The following is a 14,879-nucleotide window of genomic DNA, read 5'->3' as shown; positions in this document are numbered from 1 at the left end:
GGACGGATCCATCTGAACGGACACCCGGACAAACCCAGGGCCTCTTCAGGAGGTCTCTCATGTCACATGCAAATACCGCTTTCGCATTCTCCGATCCAGCCGAGCCGCAAGTGTTGGCAGCGGCGAGGGCGCTGGCCGCGCGGCTCGCTGCAGATCAAGCAATCTCACGGGTCACTGTGAATGCAACAATGGCCGATCACTTCGGCGGTAGCGACGCCGAAGGACGCTGGTCCGTACGTGATGCCCATGCCGCACTTGAACTGGCGCAGGTGCTTTTCCTGGCGCAGGCAACTGAATTCTCACCTGCGATGTCATCCAGCTTCGCCGATGAGGCATTCACGCACTTCGAACGCCTGGTCCCCACCCAGTCCAACCGGAGCGATGAGCAGATCGAGTGGCAACAATTCGCAACGCCGCCCCGTTTGGCCTGGATGGCTGCAAAGGCATCCGCGATTTCTGTCAACGAACTGGTTCTCGAACCTTCGGCCGGGACCGGGATGCTGGGCGTATGGGCGGCAAAGGCAGCGGCGCGTCTTGCTCTCAACGAGATATCGCCGCTGCGCCGCGAATGCCTGGGCGCCGTGTTTCCGGACGCGACAGTCACGGGATTTGACGGGGAACTGATCGACGAACTTCTCACGCCCGACGTGGGTCCGAGCGTGGTGCTGATGAACCCGCCCTATTCGCACGGTATCGAGAGGGGCCACGATAGTCGCACTGGCGATCGCCATTTGCGTTCTGCCTGGAAGCGCCTTCTGCCCGGTGGCCGCCTAGTCGCAGTGATGCCCGAATGGTTCGAGCTTCCGAAGTTCCTTGCCGGGATCGCCGGTCCCGTTTCATTGCGCCTCAACGCGACGATCGAGCGAGGTTTCGTCAAGCAGGGCACATCAATCTCTACCCGGCTCCTGGTTCTCGACAAGGCTGATGATGGTACCAGCCCGATCATCGCCCAGCCTGCAAACTTTGCCGAGCTTCATCTGCTGATCGATCTGCTGCCTGACCGGGTAAGCCTGCCCGCCGAGCCCAGCATCGGCATCAAGCCAGCCTTGCCGCTTCGACTGGTGGCGAACAGGACAAAACCGGTTCCACTTAAGGTCCATCCAGCCGCTGCGGCGCCGTCGATACTGCCGCTTGAATTTACTCCGCTCGAAGCACCTGCGCCGATCGAATGCCAGGTTGGGCATTATTTGCCTTACCGACCGAGCCGGATCTCAATTGCAAATGCGGTCTCCCACCCGACCCCGCTGGTAGAATCCGTCGCAATGGGTTCGATAACCGCACCCGTGCCGGAAGTGGTGCCTCAGCTTCCTTCGAGTATCATTGCTGAAGGCGTCTTATCCGCTGCGCAGGCCGAGACCCTGATCTATGCCGCAAGCGCCCATGCCCGCGATCTGCCGGGCCGGTTCGAGCCCGACGACAAGGGCTGCGCCCTCAAGGCGAGCGCCGAGGGGCACGCCTATCGCATGGGCTACTTTCTTGGTGACGGAACTGGCGCAGGCAAAGGCCGGCAAGTCGCATCTGTCATCCTCGACCGGTGGGTGAGGGGTGAACGGCGCCACATCTGGATTTCCAAAAACGAAGCTTTGCTCGAAGATGCCCGCCGCGATTGGAGCGCGCTCGGTGGCCTTCCCATCGACATCCAGCCGCTCGGCCAGTGGAAGCTCGGTGTCCCGATCGGGATGCGCGAGGGCATACTCTTCGTTACTTATCCGACACTGCGCTCGGGCCGCAGCGACGCGACTAGGCTCGAGCAAATTCTCGAATGGTCAGGAGAGGACTTCGACGGCGTCATCGTTTTCGACGAAGCCCATGCGATGGCCAATGCCGCTGGCGGGGAGGGCTCACGTGGTAAGGTCAAGGGATCGGAGCAGGGCATTGCCGGTGTTCGCATCCAGAATCTGTTGCCGCGCGCCCGCGTGCTCTACGCTTCTGCGACCGGGGCATCCGACGTCAATAATCTCGCCTATGCGACCCGTCTCGGTCTGTGGGGTCCCGAAACGGCCTTTGCCAATCGCGAAGCCTTCGTCGCGGACATCCGCGATGGCGGTATCGCTGCAATGGAACTGGTCGCCCGTGATCTGAAGTCACTCGGACTGTACGCGGCGAGGGCACTTTCATTCGCCGGAGTTGAGTACGAGATTCTCGAGCATTGCCTGACCAACGACCAGGTAGCGGTTTATGATGCCTATGCAGACGCCTGGGCAATCATTCATGCCAACCTGCGCGAGGCACTCGAGGCAACCCGGCTCGTAGACACTGACAATGGCGAGACCCTAAATTCAGGCGCCAAATCGGCGGCGCTTTCGGCGTTTGAAGGAACCAAGCAGCGCTTCTTCGCGCAGCTCCTTCTATCGATGAAGCTGCCTAGCCTGCTGCCTGCGATTGATGTGGCACTTGCCGACGGCAACGCGGTTGTGGTGCAACTCGTCTCGACCGCCGAAGCCATGCTCAATCGCCGCCTCGCTGATCTCTCCGATGCAGAACGTGAAGCGCTCGAAATCGATCTCTCCCCCCGCGAATACGTGGTCGATTACCTCACTAAAAGCTTTCCCGTGCGGTTGATGTCCGTGTTTACGGACGAGAACGGCAATGCTCGGTCTGAACCGATGAGTGATGAGAACGGTGCTCCTGTTCTCTGCCGTTCGGCGCTTGCCGCGCGCGATCGCATGATCGAGCAGCTCTGTGCCTTACCGCCGATCGCGACGGCGCTCGATGCGATCATTGAACGGTTCGGTGTCGATCAGGTCGCCGAAGTCACGGGCCGTACTCGCCGCCTGATTGTCGGACGCGATGGACGCCAGGTGCTCCAGTCGCGCTCTCCGCGCGCCAATGTCGCCGAGACGCGAGACTTCATGGACGGCACCAAGCGAATTCTGGTTTTCTCCGATGCTGGTGGCACCGGCCGCAGCTATCATGCCGACCTCGCGGTGAAGAACCAGATGCGCCGCGTCCACTTTCTGCTTGAGCCCGGCTGGCGGGCCGATGCCGCAATTCAAGGGCTTGGCCGTACCAACCGCACCAATCAGGCATCTGCCCCGCTGTTCCGCCCGGTGACCACCGATGTGCGTGGCGAACGTCGGTTTATATCGACCATTGCACGTCGGCTCGATAGCCTCGGGGCACTGACCCGCGGGCAGCGCCAGACTGGTGGGCAGAACCTCTTCGATCCCGCCGACAATCTCGAGAGCACCTACGCCAAGGAGGCGCTTCATCGCTGGTTCGGCCTGTTGTTCGCAGGCAAGCTGGAAGCCGTTACGCTTTCTCGGTTTGAGGAATTGAGCGGGCTCAGGGTCGAAGGGCCCGACGGCGGGATGGTCGATGACCTGCCAACAATCCAGCGCTGGCTCAATCGCATCCTCGCGTTGCCGATTGCTTTACAAAACGGCATATTTGACGAGTTTCTCGGCCTCGTCGAAGCGCGGATCGATGCAGCACGGCAGGCCGGCACGCTCGACATTGGGGTCGAGACCATTGCGGTAGAGCATTACGAGGTGCTGACCGACACGCTACTGCGCACCGATGCGCTGTCGGGTGCGACTACGCATCTCCTGGAACTCGAGATCGCCCGCGCGCTCAAGCCTTTGCGTCTCGAACGCCTCGAGGAGCTCTACGGCTTTTCAGGTGCGCGTCAGCAGCTTCTGCGTAATGCGCGCTCAGGCCGGATCGGGCTGCTTGTGCCAGCGCGCAGCCTGCTCACAGACGAAGGTATGCGGGTGGCCCGCTTCGAGCTTGTCCGTCCCTTGAAGCATGGGCACATCACCGCCAATCAACTCGAGGAGAGCAACTGGGAAACGGTGGATGCAACTGAATTTCGCCGCCTCTGGCAGGCTGAGGTCGATGACGCCGCCTCCCATCTCAAGCGCGAGCGATTGCACCTTGCAACCGGCCTGCTGCTTCCGGTGTGGGACAAACTGCCTTCCGACTATGTTCGGGTCAGCCGGATCTCGGCGCGAGACGGACGCTCGCTATTAGGTCGGGAGGTTCCGCTCCATTGCGTGCCCGAACTGTGCCAGGCGCTTGGACTCGAAGACGAACATGCCTTTTCGGCAGAGCAAATCGTCGATGCGGTGATCGGGACCGGGCGGCCGATGCAAATCAAAAGCCGCGAAGCGCTCACGCTCAAGCGCAGCCTCGTCAATGGCGCGCAGAGGCTCGAACTGGCTGGTTGGTCGGCGTCGCGCCTCGACTGGTACAAGGCACATGGGTGCTTCACCGAGATCATACGCTATCAGACGCGACTTTTCGTCCCGACGACGAGCGCGGCGGCGGTCTTGGCGGAACTTTTCGCCTGAGTAACCGCTATCTTGCCACTTGGCATTCAAATTGATATATGATGCCATATGGAGAAAGCTCATGTTGGCACTGCAACCCATTGATACCTTCCCCCAAGCATTCCGGCCCGATCCTGTAACCCAGGAGGAAGCAGCGGCGATGTTCCGCGCCGTGCTGAACCTGTTTGGGAAATGGGAACTCACCGACGATCAGGCAGCGACTTTGCTCGACATGCCGGTTCGCTCCTATCGGCGGTGGAAAGCTGAGGGGCCGGGCCGTGTCTCGCGCGATGGTGCGGCGCGGCTCTCCAACCTAATGGGTATCCATAAGGCGCTGAGGATCATGTTTTCAGAAGCCCAGCGTGGCTACGCCTGGATCAAGGCAGGCAACGCCGCCTTTGCCGGAGCGAGCGCGCTTGATGTCATGCTTGGCGGGGAGCTGACTGATATCATGCGGGTGCGTCGCTATCTTGATGCCGAACGTGGTGCCTGGTGATTGATCCCAAGGCGATTCCGGTTGCCCAGGTCGAGTGGAAAGGTGCTGTACGGATTATCCGCAGTGCCTTTCCACCGATCGACCTGTTCGAAGATATCGCAGACCCCGCAGACTGGCCGCTGCTGACCTCTGCCGAGCAAAAAACCAATCCCCGCATCATGGCGACGATCGGCAATCTCGATCTGGTACCTGCTGACCGCCGGGTAGGGGGCAACGGCGCATCCTATCTGATGGCCCCGTTCACGCATGTCAGCACTGACCGACCTAGTCGCTTCACCGATGGGACCTACGGCGTCCTATACGCGGGGGATGCATTCGAAACTGCGCTGTTCGAGACAATCCATCACCATGCCCGCTTCATGGCTCGCACTGTAGAAGCGCCAGGCTGGACCTCACAGTTCCGTGAGATCATCCTTTCGGTAAGCGCTGATCTTCACGATCTCAGGAGCCTTGCGGCAGGCGATCCCGCGCTAGATCCCGACAACTATGCTGCATCGCAAGCCCTCGCTGTTGAACTCAAAGGGGGCGGGGCCGAAGGTCTTGTCTATCCGAGCATCCGGCATCCGGGTGGTGAATGTGTCGGCTTGTTCTACCCGGATTGTGCATCCGACCCCACTCAGGGACGTCACCTCGACTACCACTGGGACGGAATGGGTGTCGATCTGGTTCGAGACGCTGGCACAGGGGCGGTGTTTCGGGTGGTGGACACTGACTGAATATCCAACATCCGGCTTGCGCTGCGGCGACTCCGGCAGCTTTGCGCCTCTCTAAGGCGTATCAAATAACCTGCACTTGACCTTGAAAGCTGACATCAAATTGGCTCAAGATCGGGCGTTCTCGCGCTTTCGGTTGAATGCTTCTTTGATTCGCTCGGCCATCATGCCCCATGCCGTGCGCTTTCTGGCCAACGAAGCTCGCATGGAATGCAGAGATTTTTCACGCCAGCGTTCGTCGAGGCGCTCGTCATTTTGGAATGTATCGAGGACCGCTGACGGATCGTTGCGCATGTGCTTGTGCGCCTTGCGGCCTACGATGTCGCTCGAAAGGTAATCATAGAGGGCTTGAAGAACGCCTGTAACGTGTTTGCTCTGGCCATTATCTAGTTGCTCGAGAAGAAATTCGCGCAGAACAATTGGTGAAGCGTTGAGCTGATTAAGGGCCAGGTCGGTTTCCCTTTTGAGCTGGACAACGTTGGCTAGGCGGCTTTGCAGGCAATGAAAGGGATGCATTATCGGGACATGGAGCTCAGCCGTCCCTTCAGTCATCCTGACATTCATTCTTATCTGGATGGCCTGCTTCTTTAGCTTGGCGTCATCGACGCCCATGACATGCCAGAGAAAATCGATTTCAATTGGGTGCCCATCGATCTCAGCATGCACTATGGCCGTCTGCGGTGTGTGGTTGTCGGCGTCGGGGATGGCAACGGAACCACCAAGAGCGTTTGCAAGCTTCTCTGCGGCTTCGCGCTGACCAAAGTAGTCAATATCTTTGGATGTGTAGGGCCCGTAGGCATCGAGCTCGGCAACATGGCTGTAGCGCTCTGCCCACAGGTTGAGCGCTTGGCCTCCGACGATGAAGGCATCGTCACTCAATTTCAGGATGCTTGCTAGATCATAGACGATCTTGGCAGGTAGAACTGCTTGATTCAGGCGAAAGCCTCTTCGCAGATGATCGACGATTCGACGATGTCCAGCGAGGAGAAAAAACCATTGCGGGCACGCAGCTCGTCGCGCGAAATACGGCCAGAACGCAGGTCGTCGGCGTCGGAAGCGCGTTGACGCTCCTTCTCCTGCTGGCGTTCTGCCGGGCTGTAGTAGCAAGCCTGCTGCATGGTTTTCTCCGTCAGTTGATATATTCCGCGGAAGGTTACCAGTCAATGAACTGTTTAATTCTGCCCTCGTTCCCTTTTCCTACCTCAGATCTCTCTTTCGCGTCACAGCATTGAAAGCGGCCTTGGCGCCACTCCTACCTAGCGGGGGAAACGCGTTTTCAAGAACTTGCTACGAAGGCCTCGGCACCGTATATTCTTGATATGTTCTCATGGCCGCGCCTTCGATGAAGACTCTCACGGACAACCAGCTGACTGGCGAGTTGGGCGAAACCGTAGTCAAAAGCAAGATTCTTGAGCTCGGCCACGTTTTCGAAGGCCGTGGGCGCCTGGAAACGGGCATCGATGGGACGATCGAATTTCGAGATCCCGTTACGCGCTCCATGACCGGTCTCACCGTCGCAGTTCAAGTGAAGACGACGAAGTCCACCAAATATGTCGGCGAAAGTGACGACGAGTTTGAATACAGCGTTCGCCAGCAGGATATCGATTATTGGAAGCGTTGCAGTCTCCCTGTCGCACTGATCCTCTACCGACAGGAAGACGGATCACTCTATTGGCGCGACGTTGAGGCTGGAGAGGAAGGCAATGAACGGCGCCTCAAATTTCGCAAGGATCGAGATCGCCTCGATTCCAGCTCGATCGAGCGCCTGGCCGCAATGGCAGTCCGCCGCGGTAAGGATGGCACATTCCTCCCATCGCTTCGAGTGGGCGAGCAAGCGCATCTAAATCTGATGCACGTCGGACTGCCTTCATCGATCTTCGTTGGCGAAAGTCCTTTTGCCTCGGGCCGTGACGCGGTTCCGGAGTTATTGCGCGCTGACGGCCATCACTTCGACTGGGTTATTCGCGGCCGCCGTTTTCTGTCCTTTCGCAATCCCAAAAGTACACCGCTCGAAGCGATTGTCGATATCGACACGGTCGAGGAAGTCGATACGGAAGACGTGTCGATTAGCGATGATCATGATGATGCGGTGATGATGATCGAACTGCTGCGCCGGACAATGGCCGAACAGTTCTCGGATATCCTCGCTTTCGACCGAAAAGCCCGGCTCTTCTATTTCAAGGCCGAAGAGAGGTATCAGCCGAGGCGATATTTCTATCGATCCCTGCGCGAAACGACATCCGCGACGGTCGTCCAAGTTTATGACTACAAGAAGGGAAAACGCAAAGGACAGGTCAACTACCTTCGCCACCACGCTTTCTCACCTCGCTTCCAACAAATCGGGAGCAATTGGTTTCTATCGATTTCCCCTACCTTTGTTTTCACCGAAGACGGTTTCCGCGCTCATAGGTTCGCCTCCGATCTCCTTGCTGGGAAGAAGAGGCTCGATCGTAACGGATCGATACGTGGACAGATGATGATGTTCCGCTTTCTGCTTTCAGGAATTGATCTTCAGCCGCACGCGAAGTTCGATCTTTTTCAAGAAGCAGAGGAAGTCAGCCCGGTTCTGACATTCAACGTCGTTGAACCCGTAGCCATGGAAGCGGCCGTTCCTGAGAACGCTTGGTCCGAAACAGATCCGAACGCCAAGCGGATGAAGGTTCAGGACGATGAGCCCACACAGGGCGAGCTGGGAGTAGGCGTGTGACATTCACATTCGAAACTCGCTGTATTCCCGAGCCAGATCTCGAATTTGGGGATGGCGGCCTGTTCCTCGACCCGCGTGTCGGATTGATGCGCCACGGTCCTCTGCAGCCAAAGCCTGGCGACCTGATTCGAATCGGAGTGGTAGGCACATCTGATACGGTCGATGGGTTTGCCAAATACATCGACCGGGCGATGCAAGGTATCCCGAGCGACAATGAAAAACTGGGGAATTTGCATCCAGATTTCCCCGGGCTTGGAAACCAGAACCCCTTTCGCTGTCGCTTCGAAGTGCCTCGGGAAGCCTGCCAGACGGTTCTTCAATCCGAGATAAAGAGGATTGTTGCGATAAGGAACCACGAGGAAGCGGTTCGCGCCGCTGTCGATCTGCTGATCGCGCAGGCGCGCATTTTGCTTGAGGGCACTTCGCGTCCCGAGGTGATCGTCATCGCCCTACCGAAAGTTCTGATCGAAAAGGTGGTCAACGCACGTAGCATCGTGTCCGAAGATGATGATGACGATGATGAGGAGGAAGCCGGCCCTACCGAGCTCAATTTCCGTGATCTGTTCAAGGCAAAGGCGTTGAGCCTTAGCGTCCCGACGCAGATTGCTTGGCCTTCGGTCTGGGATGACGCCTTCAAGCTTTCCAGGAAGATGAAAACCACTGAGCGCAAGGTGCAAGGCCCAGCTACGCGGGCTTGGAACCTGCTCAACGCGATTTTCTACAAGGCCGGTCGCGTGCCGTGGCGTCTACCCAAGTCCGACGGATATGAAACATGCTATCTTGGTATCGGATTTTATCGGGACCTGGACGGCCATCGGCTTTGGACAAGCACCGCTCAGATGTTTGACGAGCGGGGTAAAGGGCTGATCCTTCGCGGAGCGAGGGCTCGTACTGATCGGCCAGGAAAGCACCCCTATCTGGCCCGCGAAGATGCTTACGATCTCGTCAAGCGCTCGCTCGAGACTTATTTTGAGCATCACCGCACGATGCCGGCGCGGATCGTCATTCTGAAGACGTCCCGCTTCGAGAATAGCGAATCTCATGGCTTCGCAGAAGCTATCGAAGAGATGCGCGTCGCCATGACTGATATGGTTTGGGTATCGGAAGGTGGCCATGTAGCCCTCTTCCGGGAAGGTGATTACCCCGCGCTCAGGGGGAGCTTCGTCCGCATTGGACACGACGGCATCCTCTACACGCGGGGTAGCGTCCCATACTACGGCACCTACCCGGGCGCACGAATGCCCAACGCACTACAGCTTCGTCCCTACGAATGTGAAACCTCGCTGGACGAAATAGCTGCCGAAATCCTTGCCTTAACCAAGATGAATTGGAACTCGACCCAATTCGATCATGCACTTCCCATCCCCATCCGAGCAGCGCGGGAAGTCGGACGGGTTTTGAAGCACGTTAGCTATGCCGAGCGAGATCAGCCCGACTTTCGCTATTACATGTGAAGGCTGGCACGAGTTGGGGCTGCGGCCAATTCGTTACTAGCTGTCTGGCATCTACCCTTCATTCTCCCTCGCCATGTCTCAGTTTACGTATTTTCGCCGGAGGAGTTCGAGCAGGTCATCCGCCAGATGGCTGCGTTCGGCCCGCAATTCCATGCGTGTCCGGTCTGCCGGGGTGGGCAGGATAAGCGCGCGTTCTTCCTGGTCGCCGCGTGCGGCACGTCGTTGTGAGCCGACCTTAATTCGAACCTCCCGTGGTGAAAGGAGGAAACGCACACGCCCGTCAATGTGAGCTGGACACCTCGAAGAACCCAGTGATTTTATCGTGATCGCGTCAAAACGGGGCCCGAAGGCATTAAGGGCTTTGCTGTTTGCCCAATTTCCGGATGATTTTGATGTTTCCGGCACCTCCTTGGGGCCGTTTTGATGTCATGCAGACGCAGTTCGCCCCTCAAGCCATACCAGGCGTTGGAAGTTGTAGACCAGGTTGGCCATGCCGATCTTGATGGTGGCGCGGGCGATACCGATAGTGCGCACGACGAGACCCATCCGGTGCTTCTGCCCGGCGAACACATGCTCGACCTGCGCGCGGATTTTGGATCGCTTGGTGTTGGCCTTGGCGATCCGCTCGGGCATGGGCCGCATCGGCTTGCGCCTCTGGTGGATATGGCTCTTGAACATGCCGGCGGTGAGGAACGCTTCGTTCTTCTTCGACCGGTAAGCGGTATCCGCCCAGACGCCCGAGCCGGTATTGCCCTTGCTGATCAGGTCGGGCAGCCGCGCCCCGTCATGGGCGTTGGCGGCGCTGGCACCCCAGGTACGGATCAGACCGTGGGCCTTGTCGATGCCGATATGATTTTTGTAGCCGAACATCGGGATAGCGAGATCGACGGGCTTCGCTGCCTTGGGATCGGTCCCCTCGCGGACCTTGGCTTTGCTGTACTTGATCGACCAACGCGCATCCCTGTCCTTCTGTCGCGCCTTGGCCGGCTTCCAGTCCTCGGGGATGCGCCCTTCCTTGATGGCGGTCTTCTCGGCCTCGGTGTTACGTTGCTTGGGCGCCGGGACCACCGTAGCGTCGATGATCTGCCCGCCCATGGCAAGATAGCCGCGATCCTTGAGCGCAGTGTCGAAGCGGGCGAAGAGTTTATCGATCGCCTTGGCCTGGACCAGGCGCTCACGGAACAACCACACCGTCGTCGCATCCGGCACGGTGCCGTCGAGGCCGAGGCCCAGGAAGCGCTGGAACGACAGCCGGTCCTTAATCTGGAACTCCGTCGCCTCGTCTGACAGCGAGTAAAGCGCCTGAAGCACCAAGATCTTGAACATCAGCACCGGGTCGAACGGCGGCCGCCCGCCCTTGCCGCGAACGCTGCGTCGAAGCGCTGCCACTAGCGGCCCGCGGAAAACCTCGAAGTCAACCACCGCCGCCAAGCGCTCCAGCGGATCGCCCGCCGCACTCAGCGCTTCATAACGGTCCGAAAGATCAAAGAAACCGGGCTGTCCCGCCATCACTGCCTCCGCCGTATCACCGGCGAAGTGAATCAAATCTACACCTCAAAGACCAGAGTTTTTCGAGGTGTCCAGCTTTCTGGCATTTCGCTCTCAATTACGGGCCGACCGCAATCGGCCCAAAACTCGCCAAAGTCGAGGTGCGATGCGCCTGCACTCTCAGACAGAGTAGCCGACCGATTTAAATTGCCGTCTTGACCCTGACATCATGTCAGGCCCTATATGAGTCGTCGGCAAGGAGATTAGGCCGATGGACGAACGTCAGCACTGTAGTCACGATCACGCAGCGGCAGGCGGCGCGACAGTCACCGATCCGGTATGCGAAATGCAGGTCGATCCGCAGACGACGGCGCATCGCGCCACCCACGATGGACAAGATTATCATTTTTGCAGCGCCCGCTGTCAGACGCGCTTTGCCGAAGATCCGGATCGATGGCTGAACGGCGCGGCTGAGGAACAATCCGCACCAGAAGGGGCGATATGGACATGTCCGATGCACCCGGAGGTGCGCCAGGACCACCCGGGATCGTGCCCTATTTGTGGTATGGCGCTCGAACCGGAGAGGGTCGATCCCGATGCCGGTCCAAACGAAGAACTGGTCGATATGACGCGGCGGTTCTGGATCGGTCTGGCGCTGACCTTGCCTGTGTTCCTGCTGGAAATGGGCGGGCATCTGTTTCCGGCGCTCCACCATCTCGTCCCGATGGACATCTCGGTCTGGGTGCAACTGACTCTGGCGACACCGGTGGTTCTATGGGCGGGCTGGCCGTTCTTCACGCGGGCCGTTGCATCGGTCATCTCGCGAAACCTCAACATGTTTACCCTGATCGCGCTGGGGACCGGGGTAGCATGGTCCTATTCCGTGGTGGCGACCCTTGCGCCCGGGCTATTCCCAGACGCCTTTCGCGCCCCCGATGGTACCGTTGCGGTCTATTTCGAAGCGGCGGCGGTTATCACCGTGCTGGTCCTTCTGGGCCAGGTCCTTGAACTTCGTGCCCGCGAACGAACGTCCGGGGCGCTGAAGGCCCTACTCGGCCTGGCGCCCCGCACCGCACGCAGGATTGGCACAGACGGTGATGTGGAAGTCGCGCTGGAGGATCTGCAGGTCGGCGATCGTCTCCGTATCCGACCGGGCGAGAAGATCCCGGTCGACGGCAAGGTGGCCGAAGGCGCCTCCGCCATCGACGAGTCGATGGTGACCGGTGAATCCATGCCCGTTTCCAAACAATCGGGTGACTCGGTGATTGGTGGCACCATCAATACGACCGGTTCGCTGGTGATGGTCGCAGAGAAGCTGGGCCGCGATACGCTTCTTGCACGCATCGTGCAGATGGTGGCTCAGGCCCAGCGCTCGCGCGCGCCGATCCAGCGGCTGGCTGATCAGGTGGCGGGCTGGTTCGTACCACTGATACTGCTCGTCGCGCTCCTTGCATTTGCCGCGTGGAGCCTCTGGGGGCCGGAACCGCGCCTTGCCCATGCGCTGGTCGCCGCGGTGGCCGTGCTGATCATCGCCTGCCCCTGCGCGCTCGGTCTGGCCACGCCGATGTCGATCATGGTCGGCGTGGGCCGTGGTGCAGAGGAAGGCATACTCGTGAAAAATGCCGAGACGCTGGAGCGGATTGAGAAAGTCGATACGCTGGTTGTCGACAAGACCGGAACGCTGACCGAGGGCAAGCCGTCGGTAACCCGAGTCGTGCCGCTGGGCGAACTGTCGGAAGAACACGTGCTGCGGCTTGCCGCCGGTGTCGAGCAGGCCTCGGAACATCCGCTGGCTCTGGCGATCATGGCCGAGGCAGAGCGGCGCGGTATCGTCCCACCTGCCATCGAGGGTTTTGAATCGCCCACCGGCAAGGGGGCCATGGGCACGGTTGAGGGTAGTCGGGTCCTGCTCGGCAATGCCACTTTCCTGCGAGAGAACGGTGTCGACCCCAATCCCGCTGCCAGCGATGCCGACTTGCTGCGCCAGGACGGCGCAACGGTGATACTGATCGCCATTGCCAACAAGGTCGCGGGCGTCATCGCCATTGCCGATACGGTCAAGTCGACAACGCCCGACGCGCTGAAGGCCCTGCGCGCCGAAGGCATCCGCGTCCTGATGTTGACGGGCGACAACCGCACGACCGCAGAGGTCGTGGCAAGGTCTCTGGGCATTGACGAAGTAGAGGCCGATGTCCTGCCCGACCGGAAGAGCGCGGTAGTCGAGCGCCTGCGCGCGCAAGGCCATGTCGTCGCCATGGCCGGTGACGGGGTGAACGACGCCCCGGCGCTCGCCGCAGCAGACGTGGGCATCGCCATGGGCTCGGGTACCGATGTCGCGATCGAGAGTGCCGGGATCACCCTGCTCAATGGCGAATTGACAGGCATTGCACGGGCCCGCACGCTCAGCAGCAAGGTCATGTCGAACATCCGACAGAACCTCGTCTTCGCATTCGGCTACAACGCGCTGGGCGTGCCGGTGGCGGCAGGCGTGCTGTACCCGCACTTCGGCATCCTGCTGTCTCCCGTGATCGCGGCTGCCGCGATGTCGCTTTCCTCGGTCAGCGTGATCGGCAATGCCCTGCGATTGAAGGGGGCGCAGCTGTGAACATTGGCGATGCATCGCAGCGAACCGGCGTTTCGCAGCGGATGATCCGGCATTACGAGAAGATCGGCCTGATCCCGGCACCGCCACGCCGTGAAAGTGGCTATCGCGATTATTCCGATGCGGACGTGAACCGGTTGCGCTTCATCGCCAATGCCCGCGATCTGGGTTTTTCCATCGACGAGATCGGCGAGCTGCTGCAATTGTGGAGCGACGAGCATCGTGCCAGTTTCGAAGTCAAGGCGCTGGCTCTGGCAAAGGCCGACGAACTTGGCCGCAAGGTGGGCGCGCTGGCCGCGATGCGCTCCAGCCTGCTCCATCTCGCCCGCACGTGCCATGGCGACGATCGGCCGGATTGCCCGATCATCGACACGATTTCGGGAGAAAAATCGGCCGTTCATGCCAGTTCAGCCAAGGACAATTGACTCCTGTCCTATGGTGGTCATTGAATTTGTGGGCATTTACGAACCTGCTGCAAAGGAAAAGACGATGATCGCTTTCAAATCCGCAACGGCCCGCTTGCCTGCGACAGCGTTTGCCCTGTTGCTGGCGTCGTGCACCGGCGCCGCGCAGGCGGCACCGTACGTGATGTTCCGTGACCCCGGTTGCGGCTGTTGCCACGAATGGGCCGAGCACATCCGGACAGGTCTTCAGGCCGAGGTCGAAATGCGCGAAGACGTCCCCATGGCACAGGTGAAGGCCGATCGCGGCATTCCGGTTGAACTCGCATCGTGCCACACCATGGAAGTGGAAGGATACGTCATCGAAGGACACGTTCCTGCCGCCGATATCCAACGGCTGCTTCGGGAAAGGCCGAAGAGCGTCAAAGGGCTGGCGGTCGCGGGAATGCCGCTTGGCTCGCCAGGCATGGAGATGGGCGGTCGCACCCAGCCCTACCAGGTGATTGCGTTCGGCGATTTCGGGCAAAGAGTTTTTGCAACCTACCCGTAGCGAACCCCATGTCCGCAACTGGCGAATATTGCTAAATAGCGGACAGCCCTCTGTGGATGGCTCCCGCGTTGCAAGCATAAATTGACGTTCGGCGTTTTGGTCGGTTGCAGTCGTCTGTCCGGCCTGTTGATGCAGTCGGTAGGGACTGCTGGCCCTGATGGAGTCCGCGAACCCGGTCCCGATCGGCTTATCAGGCT

Annotated in this window: 11 protein-coding genes; 8 read left to right on the top strand and 3 right to left on the bottom strand. The window is 59.6% G+C overall.

The window, feature by feature from the left end:
* Positions 1-59 precede the first annotated feature (59 nt).
* The 3 genes from CD928_RS12360 (at position 60) to CD928_RS12350 (ending at position 5,483) form a co-directional block, all read left to right on the top strand.
* Positions 60-4,292 carry a strawberry notch family protein gene (locus CD928_RS12360; RefSeq protein ID WP_095387434.1) on the top strand — a complete coding sequence of 1,411 codons (4,233 nt, stop codon included), beginning with the start codon at positions 60-62 and terminating at the stop codon, positions 4,290-4,292.
* A gap of 61 nt (positions 4,293-4,353) precedes the next feature.
* Entirely contained in the window at positions 4,354-4,767 is a 414-nt protein-coding gene (locus CD928_RS12355) for an MbcA/ParS/Xre antitoxin family protein (RefSeq protein WP_095387433.1), read from the top strand.
* The gene (locus CD928_RS12350) at positions 4,764-5,483 is read left to right on the top strand and encodes an RES family NAD+ phosphorylase (RefSeq protein WP_095387432.1); all 720 of its coding nucleotides are present in this window, start codon (positions 4,764-4,766) and stop codon (positions 5,481-5,483) included. Before CD928_RS12355 ends, CD928_RS12350 begins: the two co-directional genes overlap by 4 nt.
* Before the next feature lie 105 nt (positions 5,484-5,588).
* Here the strand turns inward: CD928_RS12350 and CD928_RS12345 are convergent, their stop codons facing one another.
* Together CD928_RS12345 and CD928_RS12340 are read right to left on the bottom strand one after the other, a co-directional pair.
* The gene (locus tag CD928_RS12345) at positions 5,589-6,359 is read right to left on the bottom strand and encodes a hypothetical protein (RefSeq protein ID WP_095387431.1); all 771 of its coding nucleotides are present in this window, start codon (positions 6,357-6,359) and stop codon (positions 5,589-5,591) included.
* A gap of 53 nt (positions 6,360-6,412) precedes the next feature.
* Positions 6,413-6,598: a hypothetical protein gene (locus CD928_RS12340; RefSeq protein WP_095387430.1), complete on the bottom strand. Its 186-nt coding sequence runs from the start codon at positions 6,596-6,598 to the stop codon at positions 6,413-6,415.
* A 209-nt stretch (positions 6,599-6,807) separates the two neighbouring features.
* On the opposite strand from CD928_RS12340, the gene CD928_RS12335 reads away from it, so the two are divergent.
* Both CD928_RS12335 and CD928_RS12330 read left to right on the top strand, forming a co-directional pair.
* The gene (locus tag CD928_RS12335; RefSeq protein ID WP_095387429.1) at positions 6,808-8,187 is read left to right on the top strand and encodes a DUF4365 domain-containing protein; all 1,380 of its coding nucleotides are present in this window, start codon (positions 6,808-6,810) and stop codon (positions 8,185-8,187) included.
* The gene (locus CD928_RS12330; RefSeq protein ID WP_095387428.1) at positions 8,184-9,641 is read left to right on the top strand and encodes a hypothetical protein; all 1,458 of its coding nucleotides are present in this window, start codon (positions 8,184-8,186) and stop codon (positions 9,639-9,641) included. Before CD928_RS12335 ends, CD928_RS12330 begins: the two co-directional genes overlap by 4 nt.
* Positions 9,642-10,067: 426 nt before the next feature.
* On the opposite strand, the gene CD928_RS12325 is transcribed toward CD928_RS12330, so the two are convergent.
* Positions 10,068-11,150, bottom strand: coding sequence for an IS5 family transposase (locus tag CD928_RS12325; RefSeq protein WP_095387427.1), 1,083 nt, complete (start codon positions 11,148-11,150; stop codon positions 10,068-10,070).
* A 250-nt stretch (positions 11,151-11,400) separates the two neighbouring features.
* Between CD928_RS12325 and CD928_RS12320 the strand changes: the two genes are divergently transcribed.
* Genes CD928_RS12320 through CD928_RS12310 form a run of 3 tightly spaced genes read left to right on the top strand, consistent with a single transcriptional unit; the run spans position 11,401 to position 14,682 of the window.
* On the top strand, positions 11,401-13,734 hold the full coding sequence (locus CD928_RS12320; RefSeq protein ID WP_095387426.1) for a heavy metal translocating P-type ATPase: 2,334 nt from the start codon (positions 11,401-11,403) through the stop codon (positions 13,732-13,734).
* Positions 13,731-14,156 (top strand): Cu(I)-responsive transcriptional regulator, encoded by a 426-nt coding sequence (gene cueR / locus CD928_RS12315; RefSeq protein ID WP_095387425.1) that lies wholly within the window; start codon positions 13,731-13,733, stop codon positions 14,154-14,156. Before CD928_RS12320 ends, cueR begins: the two co-directional genes overlap by 4 nt.
* A 10-nt stretch (positions 14,157-14,166) precedes the next feature.
* Complete coding sequence (locus tag CD928_RS12310; protein ID WP_369679305.1) at positions 14,167-14,682, top strand: DUF411 domain-containing protein; 516 nt, start codon at positions 14,167-14,169, stop codon at positions 14,680-14,682.
* Positions 14,683-14,879: the final 197 nt, after the last annotated feature.

The organism is Sphingopyxis sp. GW247-27LB (assembly GCF_002277025.1).
Taxonomy (GTDB): Bacteria; Pseudomonadota; Alphaproteobacteria; order Sphingomonadales; family Sphingomonadaceae; genus Sphingopyxis.
Note: the sequence above shows the minus strand (reverse complement) of the source record. Positions and strands in the feature narration are given on the sequence as shown.

Coding starts and splice junctions, on each gene's coding strand:
- CD928_RS12335 (WP_095387429.1), top strand. CDS start 6,808: ATGGCCGCGCCTTCGATGAAGACTCTCACGGACAACCAGCTGACTGGC.
- CD928_RS12355 (WP_095387433.1), top strand. CDS start 4,354: ATGTTGGCACTGCAACCCATTGATACCTTCCCCCAAGCATTCCGGCCC.
- CD928_RS12310 (WP_369679305.1), top strand. CDS start 14,167: ATGGTGGTCATTGAATTTGTGGGCATTTACGAACCTGCTGCAAAGGAA.
- CD928_RS12340 (WP_095387430.1), bottom strand. CDS start 6,598: ATGCAGCAGGCTTGCTACTACAGCCCGGCAGAACGCCAGCAGGAGAAG.
- CD928_RS12325 (WP_095387427.1), bottom strand. CDS start 11,150: ATGGCGGGACAGCCCGGTTTCTTTGATCTTTCGGACCGTTATGAAGCG.
- CD928_RS12320 (WP_095387426.1), top strand. CDS start 11,401: ATGGACGAACGTCAGCACTGTAGTCACGATCACGCAGCGGCAGGCGGC.
- CD928_RS12360 (WP_095387434.1), top strand. CDS start 60: ATGTCACATGCAAATACCGCTTTCGCATTCTCCGATCCAGCCGAGCCG.